The organism is Chromobacterium fluminis, from assembly GCF_011602385.1.
GTDB classification, from domain to species: domain Bacteria; phylum Pseudomonadota; class Gammaproteobacteria; order Burkholderiales; family Chromobacteriaceae; genus Chromobacterium; species Chromobacterium fluminis.
Genome location: NZ_JAAOMA010000006.1, coordinates 148,977 through 166,824 on the forward strand (window position 1 = coordinate 148,977; position 17,848 = coordinate 166,824).

The window sequence follows — 17,848 nt, forward strand, 5'->3', positions numbered from 1 at the left end:
TTCACCCCTGTTTCAAAATAGGCAAGCCGCCTGCGGCGTTTTCCTGGAAGACCACCGCGCCGTTGACAGCCAGCATCGCCAGCCGCCCTCCCTTGTCCCGGAGCAGACGAGCCAGCCGTTGCCCCAGAGCCTCGGCTTCTCCGGCGTCAAGCCTGGCATCCCTCACCCAGACCCGCACTGCGCCCTGATCAGCGAAGACCGTAATCTTGCAGGGCTTCAACCAAGTTCTCAGCGTCGCCGCCGTCTCGGCGTCCAAGGCCGCCTCCGTGGCGAGCGGCGCTTCCGCGCCGTCCCCGCCGTCCGCAGCCGGCCTTACCGGCGCCGCCTGTCCACCCTCTGCCCTCGCCTTCGCCACCGCCTTCAAGCCTAAGCTCTCCATCACGACCGGCGTTCCCGCATCCACGACGCGTAGGCCCTTCGGGGCCGGTTCGGCACCGCGCGGGGCGATCCATGGCAAGGCTTCGGCCTCATTTGGCAAGGAGCCCGGCCGGCCCTCGACAGCCAATTCGGCGCTCGCGTCCATCCCATCACCCAGCCGTATCGCCCTGCACACGCTGTGCTTGGCCAGTTCGGCCTCCAGCTGTCTTTGCCATTGCCGGCCCGCCTGCGGCTCCGGCGCCTCGCGCCGCGAACGCGCCGGCGCGCCGCCCGGCTCTCCATCCAACACGATGACGCTCATGCGCCTCCTTGCCTGCGGCGTTGCAGCCAAGCCTCGTCCTGCTCGCGGAACACTTTGCGTTGCTCCCGCGCGCGCGCGGCCAGCCGATGACGCTCTTTATGTTTTTCCACCTGCCTCAGTTCCGTGCGCGCATGCTGCAAAACGGTCCGCGCCTGCGCCCAATCCCGCTCTGCCTCGCTCACGTCCAGCGACAGCGCTTGGCAGCGCAGCCGCTGCTCCCGCAAGAAATTCAAGGCGGACAAATACAGGGGCGGGTTGCCCGCCAACACGCCCAAGGCCTGTTCGCAAACGCGCATGTCCTCCTGCGACCGACTCAGAATCTGACGAGCGGCCTCCAGACGGCTCTCGACCGCCGACAAGGCCTGACGCGCCAGTTGCAATGATGACTGGCGAAAGCCCAGCAAGGGTTCCAGGCGGTAAGGAAAACCCGCCATTTAGTTCCCCCGCAGCAAAGCGGCCAAACTCGTCAGCGCCGCCGCTCTTTCGTCGCGTTGCCGAGTATCTTGTTGCAAAAAGGCCTCCAGGCCGCTTTTGCGCTCCAAAGCCAGGTCAAGCTCCGGATTGCCGCCGGGGCGATAAGCGCCCAACTCCAGCAAGTCCTTGCTCGCCGCCAGCACACTCAGCGTTTTGCGGCAAGCCTTCATAACGTCTTGCTCACCCTCCGAGGCCAGCGCCGACGACAGACGGCTGACGCTGCCCAACACGTCGATCGCCGGAAAATGTCCGGCATTGGCCAGTTCGCGCGACAGCACGATGTGACCGTCCACAATGCCGCGGACGCTGTCGGCCACCGGGTCGTGAATATCGTCGCCTTCCACCAAGACAGTGAACAAACCAGTGATCGAGCCCCCCTCCTTACGCGTGCCGCAACGCTCCAACATACCGGCCAGCTCGGAGAACACCGACGGGGTGTAACCGCGCGAGGTGGCTGGTTCGCCAATGGCCAGGCCCACTTCCCGGCGGGCCATCGCATAACGGGTCAGCGAATCCACGATCAACAACACCGAGCGGCCCTGATCGCGAAAATGCTCGGCCACCGTCACCGCGCTTAAGGCCGCCGCCTCGCGCACTAGCGCGGGCTCGTCGGCGGTGGCGACCACCAGCACCGAACGCGCCAGCCCGGACTCGCCCAGGCTTTCTTCGATAAACTCCAGCACTTCGCGGCCGCGCTCGCCAATCAGGCCCACCACCACCACGTCGGCCGCGCAATTGCGCACCAGCATGCCCAGCAGCGTGCTTTTGCCCACGCCGCTGCCCGCCATGATGGAAAGCCGCTGCCCGTAGCCTATGGTCAGCATGCTGTCTATCGCCCGGACGCCGGTTTCCATCACCCGGTTGATCCGGCTGCGGCCCAACGCCGGAATCGGCGCACTGCGCACCGGCCTTCGCCCGGCAAACTCAATCTCTCCCTTGCCGTCCAGCGGCCGGCAAAACGCATCCACCACCCGCCCCAGCAGCGCATCCCCCACCGGCACCGAAAACGCGTGCCCGGCGGACACCACTCGGGCGCCCAGCAGCAGGCCGTCCACCGGGCCGTAGGGCAGCAATTGCAAGCGGTCCCGATCCAGGCCGGCCACTTCGGCCAACACCGCCGGTCTGTCGCCGGCCAGCTCGATATGGCACAGATCGCCCAAACCAATGCCGGCGGGTCCGCAAGACTCCACTAACAGACCGACTTTGCGGCTGACGTAGCCCACGCGTTCTACCAGATCGGAGGCGTGGATCGCCGCTCGCAATTGCTCAAGTCCGGGCGTCATCGCGTTCGGGCCTCTTGCAGGCTCCGGCGCAAACGCTCCATCTGCGTGGTCATGCGTGCGTCGATATCGCCATGCAGGGTTTCAACGATGCAGCCGCCCCCGTCCAGACTGGCGTCCGCCACCACGCTCACCTCTCGGCCCGCCTCGCTCAACGCCGCATCGTCGCTGGCCAGCAAGGCCGCATCGGCCGGATGGAGGCGCACTCGAACCGGTTCGCGTCCCGCCGCCTCGCTCAAGGCGTTACGCACGCAGGAACGCGCCAGCTCGGCGGACAGCGGCATCTCGCCTATCATGCGCGCCAGCGCCTCCAGCAGCAGCGGCGACAGCATGCGCTCCACCTCCTCCTGCACCGCTTCGCGGACGCCGCCCAAGGCGGCCAGCAAGGCCTTGCCCTGAGCGCCCAGCGCCTCGCGCACGCGGAGCGATTCGGCCTCGGCCTGCACCATGCCCTCTCGATACCCTTTCTGGCGCGCCGCGGCGCGCAGCTCTTCGCACTCGGCCTGGCATTTGGCGCGCGCGGCGTCGATTTCCGCCGTCGCGCGCTCGCGCATGGCCTGGATCTCTTCTAGCGCCGGCTGCCGAGCCGCCTGGGAAGGCGCCGAATCCGCACGCGGCCGCTCCGGAGCGGCGGCCGAATCCGCGCTTTCTCGAATGCCGGGATTACGGATAATCTCACTCATGGCGCAGCCTCCCCAACCAGGCCCGCAGCCTCAAACCCAAGCCGGTCGGAGCCTGCTCCATGCCGGCCGGACGCACCGAAGGCCGCTCCGGCACCGCCGCCGTCAACGCTTGCAAGCGCTCCCGCATGGCTTCACGCAAAGCCGGCGCCGCTTGCGTCTCTCCGCCGGACCACTCACGGCGCAGGCTGTCAATACGCCCGCGCCAGGCTTCCGCATCCTGAGCCGCGTTCAGAAGCTTGCCGCGCTGCTCCGCGCCCAGTGCATGCCCAAGCGCCGCCAGCATCCACACCGGCTCGGCCAACAAAACCTCCAGCAAGGGCTCCGCGCCGCGGTTCAACAGATCCGCGCCGGCAGAAGACGCCGGCGGCTCCAGTTCATCCGCCTGTTCGGTCAACGGCCTATCGTCCAATTGCTCCAGCGCCTGGCCGAGCAAGACCCGCTCCTCCTCCGTCAACCGGGATTCGAGCCAAGTCCGCTCTTCGGGCCGCAGCGCGGACACCGCCAAGGCGGCCCGCAAACTCTCCTGCCCCATCACTTGCCGCCTCCGGCCTGCTCCGCCGCCAGCCAGCGCTGCACCTGCCGCAGCAAACGTTCGCGTTCGGACTCCGTCAGCGTGCGCGCTGTCGTTCTGCGCCGAAGCAAACCGCCGCCGATCAAGCCCAGCGCCAACAGTATGGCCGCGCCGCCCCACAAGACCCATTCGCCGACCCCTTGCTCTTTTTGGCGGGCGGGCGAGGCCGGCACGGCCTCCGCCGCCTGCGTCGCCGCCACCGGGGTCACATTGTCCATCACGGAAAAAGCAATGCCGTCGCCGCGGCCGCTATCCAGTCCCACCGCCATGGAGATCACTTCGCGCAGCCGCTCCACCGTGGCGTCGGACAAGCTGGTATTAGTCACGATGCCGACGCTGATATGCTTGACCGCCCCGCCGCCGCTGCTGGTCTGCCGCAACTCGCGGCCAACCTGGTATTCCGCATCCAGGGATTTATTGCCCCCGGCCGACGACGGCACCAGCCGCGAAGCATCACCGTCCTGCCATTGCTCTTTCCGGCGAACCAGAATGCCCTTGTCCGAACCATCGCCGATCACCGACTCGCGCGTCAGCTTGTGCGAGGAGAGATCCAAGGCCACATCCACGCTGACCGCCGCCTGGTTCTGCCCAAGCGCCGTATCCAGAATGCGGCTCACTTTGTCGGCCAAATAAGCTTCGGTTTCCTTTTTCAACTGCAAGCCGGCGTCTATGCCCGCCACGCCCTCTTCGTCCTGCACGCGCGCCGACAAGGCCACGCCGCGCTGGTCCAGCACCGTCACCGCGGCGATATCCATCTCCGGCACGGATGCTGCCACCAGCCGCTGGATGCCGCTGACCTGCGCCTGCTGCAGGCTCTTGCCGCCTTTCAGCGTCACCCAGACCGAAGACTTGGCCTTGGCGCCGCGCTTGCGCAACATTCCGCCCTCCGGCAACACCAAGTGAACGCGCGCGCTCTGAACTTCATCGAAGCCCATGATGGTGCGCGCCAATTCGCCCTGCAGCGCGCGCAGATAATTGATCTTTTGCGCAAACTCGGTCACGCCGAACTCCGCATTGTTAAACAGCTCGAAGCCCACCGAGCTCTTCAGATCCAGGCCGCCGCCCAGCAGCTTCATCCGGGTCTTGTACAACAAATCCTTTTCCACCTGGACGGTCTTGCCTTCATCCGTCAGCTGATAGGGCGTTTTCTGCTTTTCCAGCGCAGCTACCACGCTGGCCGCGTCGCGCGCGTCCAGATCGGCAAACAACACCTGATAATCGACGCGCCCGGACCACCAGAACGCGCCGGCCGGCAACGCCACCGCCGCCAGCGCGCCCGCCACCAGGAGGGCGCGCCCCGCGCCCGAAGAGCGCTGCCACAGCGCCTTGAAAAAATCGACCATCTCTCGCCTATCCAATCAAATATCCACATCGCTGTTTACGATCTCGCGAACTTGAGCGAGACCAGGCGAAAACAGCAGAGGAAGCGGAGTTGACATCAAATCAATGAACACTCCGAAGGTATACTCACCGCGCAACGTTACGACGGCGCGCAGTAGATCGTATCGGTTCTAAACCGCTCGTCACACCTGCATCCGCATCACTTCCTGATAAGCTTCCAACACCTTGTTGCGCGCCTGCATGAACAACTCGAACTGCATGCGGGTTTCCTCCATCCGCAACATCACCTGGTGCAAGCTTCCCACCTGTCCGGTCGCCACGTCGTTGAGCAAGCCGCCCAGGCTGTTTTCGGACTTCTCCAGTTGGGTCAGCACTTTTTCAAACCCGGTCGGCGCCAAGGGCTTGGCCGTCGCGACGGACAGAGAATCCGCCAGCGCGCTGCCGGCAATCGCCTCAATCATTGTTTGCCTCCAATTTCCAGCGCCTTCTGCATCATCGAGCGCCCCGCGTTGAACGCGGTCACGTTCGCTTCATAAGACCGAACCGCCATGGTCAGCGCAAACATCTCTTCCAAAGTGTTCACGCCGGCGTATTGCACATAGCCTTGCGCGTCAGCCAGGGGGCTAGACGGCTCCAACACCTTGCGGGCCGGCGCGTCGGACTCCACCACCACGGCGCGGATGCCCCCAGGCGGAGGCAAGCCGGCCTCCGCCCGCGCCAGCGCCTGGCCAAACTGCGCGCCCACCGGCTGGGTCATCACCCGCAAGGGCTTGGCAAGCGGCGCGCCCGGCGCCGCCGCCACATTGGCGTTGGCGATATTGCGCGCGGCCACTTCCGCCCGCAGCTGCTCCACGTCCATGCCGCTCTGGCTGATCGCCAGCGACTCCCAAAGCCCTGCCACTTAGCGCCTCCCGTCCGAAATCGCCAACTGCATGATGGCCAGTTGCTTATTGATGCCCTTGATCAGGGTCTGGTAACGCAGCGTGGTATCCGCCAGCTGCGACACCTGGTGGCTCAACTCCGCGGCGGAACCCGCCGCTCCGGGAGCAATCGCGGGACGCCGATCCGGCAGAATGCGCGGCCCGGCGCCCTCCGCGCCTTGCAAGGCGGATTCGAAGTCCACGCGCAGCGGCGTATAACCGGGGGTATTGAGATTCGCGATGTTCTGCGCGATGACCTGCTGCCGCAGCACCAGGCCGTCCAGTGAGCGCGAGACGGTTTCGCCAAGCGAAGCGATTTGCATTGTCTCTTCCTCCCTTATTGAATAACCAGTTCCGCGCGCAGCGCGCCGGCGGTTCTGACCGCCTGCAACACCGCGATCACGTCGCGCGGACTGGCTTGAATGCGATTGAGCGCCGCAACCAGATCGGCGATGGTGGAATTGCCTTTCAGGCTGATCCCCGGCAAGGGCTTTTCCTGGACCGCGACGCGGGTCTGCGGCACCACCGTTGTCCGCACGTCGCGCGCGGAGCCAAACAGCGAAGGCGGTTGCGACACCAGATAATCGGTTTCCACCGATATTTTCAAGTCGCCATGTACCACGGTGACGGCGGAGAGCATCACATTGCCGCCCGCCACCACAGTGCCAGTGCGTTCATTCACCACCACCCGCGCGCGGTCGTCCGGCGTCACCTCAATCGCTTCGATCCGGCTCAAAAGGCTGGTCGTGCCCGCCGCCGAAGCCGCGTCCACCCGAATCCCCACCTTGCCGGCCCCCAGCGGGCTGGCGAGATTGCCGCCCAGCTTCTGATTGATCGCCCGCGCAATGCGCTCGGCCGTGGTGAAGTCCGGCGCGGACAACAGAAACTCGGCCATGCCATTGCGGATGAAACTGGTGGCCACAGCCTGTTCCACGATGCCGCCGGCGGGTATCAACCCGACTGTGGGATGGTTTTTCTGCACCCGGTTGCCATTGCTGTCGTAACGGTAGCCGCCAACAGACAGCGCACCTTGCGCCAGTACATAGACCTGGCCATCGCCGCCCTTCAGCGGCGTCTGCAACAAGCTGCCGCCCAGCAAGCTGCGGGCATCGCCGATCGACGTCACGGTGACATCCACCCGTGCGCCGGGCTCCAGCAAAGGCGGCATATTGGCGGTGATCATCACCGCCGCCGCGTTGCGGCTATTGACTTGGTCCGGCCCTAGATTGACCTCGAACTGCTTGAGCAAGTTGGCCATTGATTGCTGGGTCATCTGACTGCGCGCGCTGTCTCCGCTTCCCGCCAGGCCTGTTACCAGGCCATAGCCGATCAGTTGGTTGTCACGCCAGCCATTGAAGCGGCCCAGGTCCTTGATACGCTCGCCCGCCTGGGCCAGCGCAACGGTCAGCGCCAGCAACGCGCCGCCTTGCAACACCCGCAAGCACCATATTCTCTTATTCATTTCCGCTCAGCCCTGCCAGGCCGCCTGTTGTCACAACACATCCACCACGCCGTCAGCCACGACGATGGCCTTGAACACGGATTGATCCCGCTCCCGTCTGACGTAAACCAACTGCCCGATGGCGCCGTCGCCCAAGGCTTCCGCGCCCACTTCCAAACGGATCGCCCCGCTGCTCAAACGGGCCAGCACCCGCTCTCCCTTGCGCACCCGCGCCGCCGGCCTGGCGTCCGCCAGCCGCAGCACCGTTCCCGCTGCCAAGTCCCTGGCGGCGGCCATGCCCTCCAAAGAGGACAGCGGCCTTGCTTCCGTCCAGTCCGCCAGCGTTTGCTCGGCATTGGCCGCGGACAAGGCTTCGCCTTTAGCCACCGCCCGGCTGGCGCGATACACCGGCCGCAAACAACTCACCTGAAACCAAATCGGCCAACTGCCGTACAACTCGGGTCCTTCAAACACATCCAGCCACACTGCCATCCGTCTCGCCAGAGCGGGCGCGGCTGGCAAACGCGCCGCTAGGCGGACGCCTTGAGGCGGCAGCTGCGCTTTGATCTCATTCCGCTCAGGCTGAAGCGCCAAACGCTCGCACTCGCCGGCCAGCTCGGCGCGCAAAGCCAGCTCCGCCTCCTTGGCCAGCGTAGGCGCCGCCGGTTCTCCCCCCGCCCGCGTAACCGTCAGCCGCTCGGGCAACCGTACCGGCCAGCGCTCCGCCTCCACTCCCAGCGCCATCCGCCACGCGCTCAACAACTGCGCGCGCCCCAGTGTCCGGGTTTCTCCGGCCTTCAGGCCGGTGGCCAGCGGCCGCGCCTCCAGCGCGCGCCGCAACGCGGCGGGAACCTCCCCCTCCAGCGCCTGGGCCAGGTTGACGCTGCGGCCCTCCACTTCAAGCGCGCTCCGCGCCGTCAGGGGCTGAGCCGGAATCGACGCAGCCCACACCGCCAGCAGCGCGGCTCGCTTCATCAGCCGCGCCGCAAATTGTTGACGATGGACTGCATCTCGTCCGCGGCCTGGATAATGCGGGAATTGGCCTCAAACGCGCGCTGGGCCAGCATCATGCTGACCAGTTCGTCCGCCATCTTCACATTGGAGCCTTCCAGGTATTTCTGCGCCAACTTGCCGCGCCCCTCTTCCCCGGCCAGCCCCATCTGCGCGGCGCCGGACTGCTCGGTCGCCTGATACAGGCCCTCTCCCACCGGCTTGAGCCCGGCCGGATTATTGAACATGGCCAGCTCGATCCGGCCGACGTCCAGCGTCTTGCCGTCCTCGGTCAACGCGGAAACCCGGCCGTCCTCGGCCACCCGCAAGCCGCGGGCGTCTCGCGGCAGCGTAATGGCGGGCTCCAGCGGCTGACCGCTGCGCAGCTGCAACAAACCGTCCTCGCCCACCCGCAACGAACCCAAGCGGCTGAACAGCTGGCTGCCGTCCGGGTTGCCGACGGCGACAAAACCCTCGCCATTGAGCGCAACGTCGAACTCCGACTCCGACGGCCGCAAATCCCCCTGGCTGAACACTTTTTCCACCGCGCTCAGCCGCGTGCCCAGGCCCAAATAGGCCGCGCCGGCGGTTTCGCCCTGAGCCGGCGTCTGCCGCGCGGATTCGCGGTAGACCAGATCCTCGAACACCGCTTGCGAACGCTTGTAAGCCGGCGTGTTCATATTGGCCAGATTGTTGGCCACCGCCTCCAAGCCGCCTTGCTGCGCCGCCATGCCGGTGGCGCCCACATACAATGCATCAATCACGATTCCGTCCTCGTCTTAAAACTCGCCCAAGCTGCGCAGCGCCTTGTCCCACACCGCGTCCATGCCTTGCACCGCCTTCTGCACCGATTCGAAATGGCGGGTCGCCTCCATCAGCTCCACCATTTCCCGCGTGGAGTTCACATTGGACATTTCCAGAAAACCCTGCCGCAAGCGGCCCGGGCCGCCCAAGTCCTTGGGATCGACCATGGCTCCGCTGACCCTGTACAAGCCGTTGCCGGCGGCCTCCAGCCGCGCGTCCTTGGCCGGGTAAACCAGCTTGATGCGAGCCACCGCCAGCTCCTTCTGGAAAACCTGACCATCGTCAGCCACGCGAAAAGCGCCCGGCTGCAGAAAGATCTCCCCCTGCTCCCCCTCAAGCGGCATGCCGGATTGGGCCAGCACCAGCCTGCCTCGGCTGTCCAGCCGCAACGCGCCGCCGCGGCTGAGGTAAGCGCCGCCGTTATCCTGCGCGGAGAAATAGCCGGGGCCCTCTATCGCCAGATCCAAATCGGAACCCGTACGGCTCATCGCGCCTTGCCGCCCATCCGCCAGCGCGCCGGCCTGGACGTCCCCGCCCAGGGTGAACAAGCGCTTGTAACCCGTCGTATTGCTGTTGGCGATGTTGTGGGCCACAGTATTGACCCGGTTCATATCGGCTTGCATCGAAGCCGCCATCGCGTTCAATAACTCGCTCATCCGAGCCCTCCGTCAAAACGTCACTGCGGCGAAGGCCTTCAAGCCCACGCCCGGCGGCACTTCGTTCAAGGCCAGCACATGCAAGTGCGGCATCATCCGCGCGGTCAGCTTGCGCAAATTGGCGCGCACCTCCGGCGCGCACAACAGCACCGGCATATGATTGGCGCCGGCCATCCTTTCGGACTCTGCCAACATCTTTTTCAACAATTGCTCGGCAAAGCGCGGGTCCAGCGCCAACGAAGCGGCGCCGCCCTCGCTGCGGCGCAAGCCGTCGTACAAGGTTTGCTCAATGCCGCCGTCCAAGGTGATCACGTGCAAAGCGCCGTCGCCATCCAGCAGCGGCGCGCAAATCACGCTACCCAGACGCTGGCGCACGCGCGTGGTCAACTCGTCCACGTCCTTGCTGGCGCGCGCCGCGTCCACCAGCACCTCCAGAATCGTGTCCATGCGCCGGATAGACACCTTCTCCTGCAGCAAGGCCTGCAGCACCTTCTGGATTTCGCTGAGCGTCATCACATTGGGCAGCAACTCGTCCAACAAGCTGGCCTGGGTCTGCCGCAAATGCTGCGCCAGGCGCTCCACTTCCTCTCGGGTCAGCAAGTCCGCGGAGTGTCGCTTCACGATTTCGGAAAAATGCGTCATGAACACTGTGGCGGCGTCCACCACGGTGTAGCCCAGCTCGCGCGCGCGCGGCCGCTGGGCGTCCTGAATCCAGATAGCGGGAAGGTTGTAGGCGGGATCAGTAGTGGGCGTGCCCTCCAGCTTGCCGCGCTCGCCGCCGGGATGAATCGCCAACCAGGCGCCCGGCTCCAAACGCCCCTCGCCCGCCTTGTCGCCTTGCAAGCGGATCTGGTAGGCGCCGTCGCGCAAGCTCTTGCTTTCCCTCACCTTCACCTTGGGCAGCACCAGACCAGAATCCAGCATGTATTGCTTGCGAAACAGACCAATGCGCTCCAACAGCAGGCTGCCGTCCTGCCCCATCAGCGGCATCAGATCCGGCGCCAGCTCGATGGACAACAGATCCACCCTCAGTTCGTCGTACAGCGAGGCATCGGCCGCCTCCGTCTCCGCGGCGGCCTCATCCACCAGGCCGCCGTCTTCGGCGCCGCCCCGCAAACGGCGCAGCGCCAGGCCGCCGCCAGCGAACAAGCCGGCCAGCATCAAGGCAGGCAAGGCCGGCAAGCCGGGCAGCAACGCGGCCAGCGCCAAAGCGCCGGCCACCATCAGCAAGATATTGGGATAGGCGGTGAACTGGCCCAATATCTCGCTGCTCAACCTGTCGTCCGACGCCGAACGCGTAATGATGATGCCGGTGCCCACCGAAATCACCAGCGCCGGCACCTGGGTCACGATGCCGTCGCCAATGGTCAGCAAGGTGTAAGTCTGCAAGGCCTCCTGCCACGGCATACCGTGCTGGGCCACCCCCACCGCGAAGCCGCCCACAATATTGATCAGCATGATGATGATGCCGGCGATGGCGTCGCCCTTGACGAACTTGCTGGCGCCGTCCATCGCGCCATAGAAGCCCGCTTCCTTCTCCAGCTCCTTGCGTCGACGCTGCGCCTCCGCCTGATCAATGAAGCCCATGTTCAAATCGGCGTCGATACTCATCTGCTGACCGGGCATGCTGTCCAGCGTAAACCGCGCCGCCACCTCCGCCACCCGCTGCGCGCCGCTGGTCACCACCACGTACTGCACCACCACCAGAATCAGGAATACGATAACCCCGATCACATAGTTGCCTCCCACCACATAGGAACCAATGGCGCCGATCACCCGGCCGGCGTCGCCGTCGGACAGGATCAGCCGGGTGGCGGACACATTCAGCGCCAGACGCAGCAGAGTGGCGATCAGCAACACCGACGGAAAGGTGGAAAAATCCACCGGCTTGCGCACATAGAAGGTCAGCAACAGCACAAACAGCGCCAAACTGAAATTGCCCAGCAACAGCGCATCCAGCACGCGGGCCGAAACCGGAGTGAACAAGACGAACAAAATGCCGACCATCAGCAGGATGATCGACACATTCGCCCCTTCTTTGAACAACTTGAGCAAGCTACTCATCTAACACGCCATCGCAACACCGCCGGACTCCAGCGGCTCAGCCCTTCTTGACCCGAAATGCCCAAACCAGCGCCTTGGCCACATCGCCGAAATAAGCATCGGGAATCCATTCATCCACATCCACATCGCGAAACAAACCGCGCGCCAGCGGCCGGTTCTCAAGGATCGGCACGCCATGCCGCCTGGCGGTCTCTTTCATCTTCAAAGCCATCTCGCCGGCCCCCTTGGCCAGCAGCATCGGCGCCGCCATCTTCCCGCGCTGGTACTGGATCGCCAGCGCCAGATGACGAGGGTTCACCACCAGCACATCCGCCTCCGGCACCCGCGCCGCGGCGCGCGTCTTTTGCAGAAACTGCAGGCGGATTTCCTTCAACTTGGACTTGATCCGCGGGTCGCCTTCGCGCCGCTTGTACTCTTCCTTCACCTCGCGCTTGGACATCCTCAGCTTCTTGCTGAGCGTGCGCTTCACAAACAACCAATCCACCACCGCCGCCAACAACATGACCAAGGCCATATAACGCAGCACTTGCAACAGGGCGTTGCCGGTGGCCGCAGCCACCCGGCCCGGCCCGTCGCCGGTCAGCAACAGCCAATCAGGCAACATTCCCCGGATGATCCAGTACAAAACCAGAGAAAAAGCCAGAAACTTGATACTGGACTTCGCCGCCTCAAACACCGACCTCAAGGTGAACAAGCGCTTGAGACCCTCCATCGGATTGAGCTTCTGCCAATCCGGCTTCAAGGGTTCCGTGGAGAACAGCAGGCCCACCTGGGCAGCTCCGGCCACACCCGCCGTCAGAGCCAACAACAGCCACAAGGGAAGCAGAGTCTGAAACAACTCCAGCGCCAACTGCCGCATCCAAACCGACAAAGCCTGCTGCGCAAACGACCACTCCCCCGCATGCGACAACAGCATGGAAAACAGGCCAAGACAGTGCCGCGCCATGCCAGGCCCCAGCGCCATCAGCGCCAACAGCAGGGTCAAGGCCGACACCACGCCCAACACATCCTGGCTGCGCGCCACCGAACCCTTCTTGCGGGCCTCCTCGCGCTTGTGCGGCGTCGCCTCTTCCGACCGATCCTGCTCTTGCTCCGCCACCTAGCCCCCCTGAAAGCTCGCCAGATAATTCAGAATCGAAGCAAACCAGCGTTCAAAAAAGCCGCCTAAACGCGGCAAGATCACCGCCAGCACCGCCAGGCCCACCCCCACCTTCACCGGCATGGCCATCACAAAAGCGTTGAACTGCGGCATGGAGCGGGAAATCAACGCCACGCCCACATCAATCGCGAACAAGGCGATCAACAGCGGCGCCGCCAGCGAGAGCGCCAGCGCAAACAGCACGCCAAACTGCCCCACCGCCCGTTCCGCCAACAGCAGGCTGACCGGCTCGCCCACCGGCAGAGCCTCCAGCAAGAAAACCATCGCCTGCAACAGCATGTGGTGACCATTCACCGCATAAACGTAAGCCACCGCCAGCAACTCAAACGCCAGGCCCATGGCCGCGCCGGATTGCTTCGTCAACGGATTGATCACGCCCGACAAGCCAAAGCCGATCTGGGTATCCAACAAACGCCCCGCAAACGCCAGCGCGCCAAACGCGCACTGCACGCCAAAACCAAGCACGGCGCCGATGAACAGCTCGGTCAAAGCCTGCCCGGCCAGCACCCAGCCATTGGCGGGCAAAGCCAGCCTCAACCCCAGGCCGTACGTCATCAGCGCCGCCAGGCTCAAACCCAGCAAGCCGCGCACCACCCCGGGCACATTGGCCGCGCCTATCACCGGCGTCAGCAACAAGACCGGCGCCAAACGCAGCGACAGCAAAAAAGAGGCGTATAGCCAGGCCAAATCCAGGGGAAAAGACATTGAGAAGCGTTTCAGAACAAGGACGGGATACTGCCAATTACGCCCGCGGCGTAGTTCACCAGCGACTTCAGCATCCACGGGCCAAACAACAACAGGGCCGCGAATACCGCCAGCAACTTGGGCACGAAAGCCAAAGAGGCATCCTGGATCTGGGTCACCACCTGGATCACGCTGACCAAGATGCCCACCACCAGGCTGAACAACAGCACGGGGCCGGCAATGGCCAAGGCCATCCACATCATTTGCGACATCAACTGCAGTGATTGATCGCCCGTCATTCCATCCGCCCTCATGCAGCGGCCTAGTTTTCGACGCGCAAGCGCCATGAAAACAAGCAAGCCGCACAAATGATACGGATATTAACGATATTCATACTCTTTTACAACATACCGTTGCAATATGGAAATTATTGCAAAATCACATTTAAATATTTGATTTTAAATAAATAACTCAAAACAAAAGCGCCATCAATAGGCTGCGAACAAGCTACTTCAGACTCTTTATCAGTGAGTAATACCAAGAAATAACGCATTGCCCGCCCGTTGCCGACATCAAACAGCGGAACTTTTGCCGCTGCTCAATCACGTGCCGCCGCTTACAAATGCCGCTCAAGGCATGAAGTCAACGACCCGCTCTCGACACCGGCGGCACACTTGACAATCAATGACGCGCCTCAGTGGCCAGCACCGTTACAAGGAATGAGGAAAAGGCAGGCTCGCCGCAAGGCTTTGGCCACCACACCAGAAAGAGGTCGGACCATGCGGCATGGTTTGAGCCCAGGAAGGGAAAGAATGGAAAGGTGAATAGACCATCGGCCAGTAGCCGGCAGATCCAGGCAGCATGCTCAAAACCTGTTTACGCTCTCGCAAGCGAGGACGAGACAAACCGCAAGCCGCTTGCCTCCCCGCCGCAAGCACGTGATAATCCGGCCGTGCTATTTATCGCACCGGGCTTGGCAGCCTGAACACTATGGCGGACAGCCGCCGCATGCGGCATTTTTTACGTCCGTTACACACCACAGGTAGGTCTTAGATTAAGGCTGGCCGTGGTGGGGGCGTGCTTGCACGCGCCGGTTCCATAGTGCCGGTCTGCCAACCCTGCCACGTGCCTGTCTCCCCGTTTGGCAGCGAGGAGTTGGGTGTCATAGCTCACTATTGGAGGCTTGCCATGCCTAGCACCGTCTCTTCCCGGTCCCACTACACCCCATCGCTCTCAACCTTACTGCTCCAGCTGAAAAACTTACGCCAGCAAAATACCTCGCTCCACCCGATCGACCCGCTGCTGCACCAACTCGACGAGTACTGCGAACACTTCGATCACAGCCTTCATCTGCTCAACCTGGAATTCAATCAAGTCAGCACCGCCTTGACGACACTAGTAACCATGTTGGAGCAACCCAATCTAGGCACACTGGAGTGCGAGCAGGTGTATTGCTTGCTGGAACCTTTCGCCCATCGTTTGCAACAGACTACGATGCAAATACAGGAACTGGCCTGAGCCTTATAAACGACCAAAGCCCCGGATGGGGCTTTGGGGAGGCTTGGGCTTACTAAGTTACGGCGCGCCCAAAGGCAGTGTTGACAAGGTACCGCGTGGGTAAGCCTTTTGGCTTGCACACGCTACTTACTCGGCCTTTCCCATTTCTGAATGGTTACCCCTTGCTGCACCACCGCAGCAAGGAATGAGACAACCACATTCATATCTACCTTAACAGCAAGTCGGTACCTGATATATGAAATTGCCAAAACACCACTTCGGCTATCCAGCAGCCGAAAATCACTTAAATCTTTCTCTGAAAACCCCTCAAAGCTGCCAACATCCCCTCCCTTAAGCAAAGAGACATTTCTCCCAAGGACCAATCCAATTTTATGAACAATATCCGAATCAGGAATTATACTATTCATTTTTTGCCTTTTGCCATCCGACCCAAATATCAAATCAAAACACCCACATCAAAACCAATACGTCATCACACAACAACCTCCCTAATCATTTCCAGCTTTCCATCCACAAAAACATATCTACGCATCCAACTCCCTTCCTCTACCTCTGAGCGATACAAAAATTTAATTTCTTCCAGCCCTGACAGCAAAACCATTAAAACATCAGGCTCTACAACCTCATTAGCCTCCAGCAACCAAACACATTCTTTAAAATCCTCCTCCTGCCACTCATTATCGCTAAAATTCCTAATCAGACGATAGCTGGCACCACCCTCACCCATTGCAAGGTAATACTCTCCCAAAAAACCACTTTCATGAGGCAAAAAACAAACCTTTAGCATTTCCCCAAGCAGGCGCACCACATCACCTACATCTTGCTTCTCAACCCCATAATGATCATAAACATTCATTTTCACATTCCCAGTTTAAAAATATGCGAGGGGCCTTTTAGCGTATCGGAAATATTATCATAAAACATAAACTCCACTGGACGACCTGATTGCTGAGACAATATTTTTTGCATTTCACGCAAACCAAGCAAACTGGCCTGTTCTGTACTTAATGGACCAATACGATCTGGCATAGTTTTCACTTTAAATCCAGCAGATCTACCAAAGCCCAAAGATTTTAGATAAAGATCATCATTCACCAATGCAATATCATAGTCACTTAAGCGACCACAATCAAATGGCGCACCCAGTATTTTACTATATGGTGAGCTACGACCAGAAACAGAACTACCTTTAAAAACAATAGAAGTATTCTCTGGCAGACCGGCTTTGAGCACATCAACAAACGCGCCATATTCTCTAAAATCCTTAAACCCATATGGCAATGGTGCACCTGAGGGGTCAAATGCTCTAGCAGGCCCCCCCCTCCGGCACCGCATACATCCTCAGCCCCGGCGTGCTCTGCTCTGCCAAACGGTCCAGTCTCGGCCCAAACGCTTCCACTGTATCCCTTGCCAGCAAACGCGTGCCCATGCCTGCCTCTATGCTCAGCAGGCTGGACCCGCGTAGCAAACGCGACCCTGGCGCCCAGGACAACAAGGCATTGCCGGCCAATGCGCCAGCCTGCTCCTTGCTCAGTTCTCCAAGGTTCTTCGCAAAATACATCAGCTCACCCGCCGTCTTGCCTAGCGCATCCGGCAAACCGCGGACCAACGCCGCATTACGCACGGTAGCGCCTCAGTCGTCAATCAGCCCTCCGCTGAGTAAGATCGCCGCCAGTTCGTAGGGTGAGCAAATCCCGATTTGCCCACACGGCAAACGCGGCCTCGCACGAGCAAACCCTTGGGCTTTACCACCCTACTTGCCACACCCATCGACCCGCTATTGCGCCAGCTCGACGAGTACTGCGCACCGCGCCCGCCCGATCATCCCCCAGCTTGGCCAGGTCAGCAGCGCGCTGGCGGCAATGCTGGAACTATCCAATCTCGACACGCTGGAATGCGAATAGGTGTATTGCCTGTTGGAACCCTTCCCCCGCCGCTTGCAACAGACTGCGATGCAAATGCAGGAACTGGCCTAACCCCTCCAAACGACCAAAGCCCCAAGAGGGGCTTTGGTCGCTGGGTTACTATGTTTTTCACTCAGATAAAGTCAAAATTATTCGCATTATAATCTTTATCGAAAACTACATGAACATACTATTCCCACGCAAGGAATATAACTATTATGCGGCATAAACGGTAGCAGCCCGCAGTATTTCTGCAGTCATCTTCCAAGTAATTTCTTCAAAACCCACAACTTCATCCATATTCTTATAGAGTCCACTCATACCCCTTGCAAACTCAGAAAACCCAGCAAGAAACTGGCCAAGAGCAACATTACCCCATCATCGCTATTATTTTTATGATCTTGATTCAGACATTAAACAAACCGAACAAAATTCTCCCTTAATTTCACAAATTTCGCAAAGGCACAAAGCTCATCACTGGTCATTTTCACTTACCCCACGAACCCAAAAATCCTCCCTCATCAAGTTCAAGATTTTCACACCGACCAAATAAATATGAATTTTTATTCAAAACAGCACCAATTAATCAACATAAAAAATAATATCATTACATTTATGCAACCCTCCCTATCGATACCCCTTTAAATAATGATACACATCAAGAAATGACATTCCCACCC

21 protein-coding genes and 1 pseudogene are annotated in these 17,848 nt (G+C 61.3%); 1 reads left to right on the forward strand and 21 read right to left on the reverse strand.

Going from position 1 to position 17,848, the window contains the following annotated elements; genetic code table 11:
- Nucleotide 1 precedes the first annotated feature (1 nt).
- The 17 genes from HA052_RS06665 to fliQ form a co-directional block, all read right to left on the reverse strand.
- Nucleotides 2-679 carry a hypothetical protein gene (locus HA052_RS06665; protein ID WP_166451296.1) on the reverse strand — a complete coding sequence of 226 codons (678 nt, stop codon included), beginning with the start codon at nucleotides 677-679 and terminating at the stop codon, nucleotides 2-4.
- A complete protein-coding gene (locus HA052_RS06670) occupies nucleotides 676-1,113 on the reverse strand; it encodes a flagellar FliJ family protein (RefSeq protein ID WP_166451297.1) in 438 nt (145 codons plus the stop codon). Before HA052_RS06670 ends, HA052_RS06665 begins: the two co-directional genes overlap by 4 nt.
- Entirely contained in the window at nucleotides 1,114-2,436 is a 1,323-nt protein-coding gene (locus HA052_RS06675) for a FliI/YscN family ATPase (protein WP_166451298.1), read from the reverse strand.
- Nucleotides 2,433-3,116, reverse strand: a complete 684-nt coding sequence (locus tag HA052_RS06680; protein WP_166451299.1) for a FliH/SctL family protein — start codon at nucleotides 3,114-3,116, stop codon at nucleotides 2,433-2,435. The genes HA052_RS06675 and HA052_RS06680 overlap by 4 nt, the downstream gene beginning before the upstream one ends.
- Nucleotides 3,109-3,648, reverse strand: coding sequence for a hypothetical protein (locus tag HA052_RS06685; RefSeq protein WP_166451300.1), 540 nt, complete (start codon nucleotides 3,646-3,648; stop codon nucleotides 3,109-3,111). The genes HA052_RS06680 and HA052_RS06685 overlap by 8 nt, the downstream gene beginning before the upstream one ends.
- Complete coding sequence (fliF, locus tag HA052_RS06690) at nucleotides 3,648-5,030, reverse strand: flagellar basal-body MS-ring/collar protein FliF (protein ID WP_166451301.1); 1,383 nt, start codon at nucleotides 5,028-5,030, stop codon at nucleotides 3,648-3,650. The genes HA052_RS06685 and fliF overlap by 1 nt, the downstream gene beginning before the upstream one ends.
- 180 nt (nucleotides 5,031-5,210) lie before the next feature.
- A complete protein-coding gene (gene fliE, locus HA052_RS06695; protein WP_166451302.1) occupies nucleotides 5,211-5,489 on the reverse strand; it encodes a flagellar hook-basal body complex protein FliE in 279 nt (92 codons plus the stop codon).
- Nucleotides 5,486-5,929: a flagellar basal body rod protein FlgC gene (locus HA052_RS27905; protein WP_166451303.1), complete on the reverse strand. Its 444-nt coding sequence runs from the start codon at nucleotides 5,927-5,929 to the stop codon at nucleotides 5,486-5,488. Before HA052_RS27905 ends, fliE begins: the two co-directional genes overlap by 4 nt.
- Nucleotides 5,930-6,271, reverse strand: a complete 342-nt coding sequence (locus HA052_RS06705; RefSeq protein ID WP_166451304.1) for a flagellar basal body rod protein FlgB — start codon at nucleotides 6,269-6,271, stop codon at nucleotides 5,930-5,932. It abuts the gene before it with no gap.
- Nucleotides 6,272-6,285: 14 nt separating this feature from the next.
- Nucleotides 6,286-7,410, reverse strand: a complete 1,125-nt coding sequence (locus tag HA052_RS06710; protein ID WP_166451305.1) for a flagellar basal body P-ring protein FlgI — start codon at nucleotides 7,408-7,410, stop codon at nucleotides 6,286-6,288.
- A 30-nt stretch (nucleotides 7,411-7,440) separates the two neighbouring features.
- Nucleotides 7,441-8,364, reverse strand: coding sequence for a flagellar basal body P-ring formation chaperone FlgA (gene flgA, locus HA052_RS06715; RefSeq protein ID WP_166451306.1), 924 nt, complete (start codon nucleotides 8,362-8,364; stop codon nucleotides 7,441-7,443).
- A complete protein-coding gene (gene flgG, locus HA052_RS06720) occupies nucleotides 8,364-9,143 on the reverse strand; it encodes a flagellar basal-body rod protein FlgG (protein WP_166451307.1) in 780 nt (259 codons plus the stop codon). The genes flgA and flgG overlap by 1 nt, the downstream gene beginning before the upstream one ends.
- Nucleotides 9,144-9,158: 15 nt before the next feature.
- On the reverse strand, nucleotides 9,159-9,839 hold the full coding sequence (locus HA052_RS06725; RefSeq protein ID WP_166451308.1) for a flagellar hook-basal body protein: 681 nt from the start codon (nucleotides 9,837-9,839) through the stop codon (nucleotides 9,159-9,161).
- Nucleotides 9,840-9,851: 12 nt separating this feature from the next.
- A complete protein-coding gene (gene flhA / locus HA052_RS06730) occupies nucleotides 9,852-11,903 on the reverse strand; it encodes a flagellar biosynthesis protein FlhA (RefSeq protein WP_166451309.1) in 2,052 nt (683 codons plus the stop codon).
- 37 nt (nucleotides 11,904-11,940) lie between these two features.
- Nucleotides 11,941-13,002 carry an EscU/YscU/HrcU family type III secretion system export apparatus switch protein gene (locus tag HA052_RS06735; protein ID WP_166451310.1) on the reverse strand — a complete coding sequence of 354 codons (1,062 nt, stop codon included), beginning with the start codon at nucleotides 13,000-13,002 and terminating at the stop codon, nucleotides 11,941-11,943.
- Nucleotides 13,003-13,767 (reverse strand): flagellar biosynthetic protein FliR, encoded by a 765-nt coding sequence (locus tag HA052_RS06740; protein WP_166451311.1) that lies wholly within the window; start codon nucleotides 13,765-13,767, stop codon nucleotides 13,003-13,005. It lies immediately after the preceding gene.
- An 11-nt stretch (nucleotides 13,768-13,778) separates the two neighbouring features.
- Nucleotides 13,779-14,045 carry a flagellar biosynthesis protein FliQ gene (gene fliQ / locus HA052_RS06745; protein ID WP_107731646.1) on the reverse strand — a complete coding sequence of 89 codons (267 nt, stop codon included), beginning with the start codon at nucleotides 14,043-14,045 and terminating at the stop codon, nucleotides 13,779-13,781.
- Between the two features lie 889 nt (nucleotides 14,046-14,934).
- On the opposite strand from fliQ, the gene HA052_RS06750 reads away from it, so the two are divergent.
- Nucleotides 14,935-15,264, forward strand: coding sequence for a hypothetical protein (locus tag HA052_RS06750; protein WP_166451312.1), 330 nt, complete (start codon nucleotides 14,935-14,937; stop codon nucleotides 15,262-15,264).
- Between the two features lie 122 nt (nucleotides 15,265-15,386).
- On the opposite strand, the gene HA052_RS06755 is transcribed toward HA052_RS06750, so the two are convergent.
- The 4 genes and pseudogenes from HA052_RS06755 to HA052_RS28340 form a co-directional block, all read right to left on the reverse strand.
- Nucleotides 15,387-15,671: a hypothetical protein gene (locus tag HA052_RS06755; RefSeq protein ID WP_166451313.1), complete on the reverse strand. Its 285-nt coding sequence runs from the start codon at nucleotides 15,669-15,671 to the stop codon at nucleotides 15,387-15,389.
- Between the two features lie 65 nt (nucleotides 15,672-15,736).
- Nucleotides 15,737-16,120, reverse strand: coding sequence for a hypothetical protein (locus HA052_RS06760; RefSeq protein WP_166451314.1), 384 nt, complete (start codon nucleotides 16,118-16,120; stop codon nucleotides 15,737-15,739).
- A 2-nt stretch (nucleotides 16,121-16,122) separates the two neighbouring features.
- Nucleotides 16,123-16,545 carry a hypothetical protein gene (locus HA052_RS06765; protein WP_166451315.1) on the reverse strand — a complete coding sequence of 141 codons (423 nt, stop codon included), beginning with the start codon at nucleotides 16,543-16,545 and terminating at the stop codon, nucleotides 16,123-16,125.
- An 839-nt stretch (nucleotides 16,546-17,384) separates the two neighbouring features.
- Nucleotides 17,385-17,534: pseudogene (locus HA052_RS28340) on the reverse strand (DUF7660 family protein); the annotation flags it as partial.
- Between the last annotated feature and the right edge of the window lie 314 nt (nucleotides 17,535-17,848).

What these genes read in the sequence shown, in the direction of transcription:
- fliQ (WP_107731646.1), bottom strand. Translation starts at nt 14,045, where the DNA reads ATGACGGGCGATCAATCACTGCAGTTGATGTCGCAAATGATGTGGATG.
- HA052_RS06705 (WP_166451304.1), bottom strand. Translation starts at nt 6,271, where the DNA reads ATGCAAATCGCTTCGCTTGGCGAAACCGTCTCGCGCTCACTGGACGGC.
- HA052_RS06710 (WP_166451305.1), bottom strand. Translation starts at nt 7,410, where the DNA reads ATGAATAAGAGAATATGGTGCTTGCGGGTGTTGCAAGGCGGCGCGTTG.
- HA052_RS06665 (WP_166451296.1), bottom strand. Translation starts at nt 679, where the DNA reads ATGAGCGTCATCGTGTTGGATGGAGAGCCGGGCGGCGCGCCGGCGCGT.
- fliF (WP_166451301.1), bottom strand. Translation starts at nt 5,030, where the DNA reads ATGGTCGATTTTTTCAAGGCGCTGTGGCAGCGCTCTTCGGGCGCGGGG.
- HA052_RS06740 (WP_166451311.1), bottom strand. Translation starts at nt 13,767, where the DNA reads ATGTCTTTTCCCCTGGATTTGGCCTGGCTATACGCCTCTTTTTTGCTG.
- flgA (WP_166451306.1), bottom strand. Translation starts at nt 8,364, where the DNA reads ATGAAGCGAGCCGCGCTGCTGGCGGTGTGGGCTGCGTCGATTCCGGCT.
- HA052_RS06725 (WP_166451308.1), bottom strand. Translation starts at nt 9,839, where the DNA reads ATGAGCGAGTTATTGAACGCGATGGCGGCTTCGATGCAAGCCGATATG.
- HA052_RS06680 (WP_166451299.1), bottom strand. Translation starts at nt 3,116, where the DNA reads ATGAGTGAGATTATCCGTAATCCCGGCATTCGAGAAAGCGCGGATTCG.
- HA052_RS06685 (WP_166451300.1), bottom strand. Translation starts at nt 3,648, where the DNA reads ATGGGGCAGGAGAGTTTGCGGGCCGCCTTGGCGGTGTCCGCGCTGCGG.
- fliE (WP_166451302.1), bottom strand. Translation starts at nt 5,489, where the DNA reads ATGATTGAGGCGATTGCCGGCAGCGCGCTGGCGGATTCTCTGTCCGTC.
- HA052_RS06670 (WP_166451297.1), bottom strand. Translation starts at nt 1,113, where the DNA reads ATGGCGGGTTTTCCTTACCGCCTGGAACCCTTGCTGGGCTTTCGCCAG.
- HA052_RS06755 (WP_166451313.1), bottom strand. Translation starts at nt 15,671, where the DNA reads ATGAATAGTATAATTCCTGATTCGGATATTGTTCATAAAATTGGATTG.
- HA052_RS06760 (WP_166451314.1), bottom strand. Translation starts at nt 16,120, where the DNA reads ATGAATGTTTATGATCATTATGGGGTTGAGAAGCAAGATGTAGGTGAT.
- HA052_RS06675 (WP_166451298.1), bottom strand. Translation starts at nt 2,436, where the DNA reads ATGACGCCCGGACTTGAGCAATTGCGAGCGGCGATCCACGCCTCCGAT.
- flhA (WP_166451309.1), bottom strand. Translation starts at nt 11,903, where the DNA reads ATGAGTAGCTTGCTCAAGTTGTTCAAAGAAGGGGCGAATGTGTCGATC.
- HA052_RS06750 (WP_166451312.1), top strand. Translation starts at nt 14,935, where the DNA reads ATGCCTAGCACCGTCTCTTCCCGGTCCCACTACACCCCATCGCTCTCA.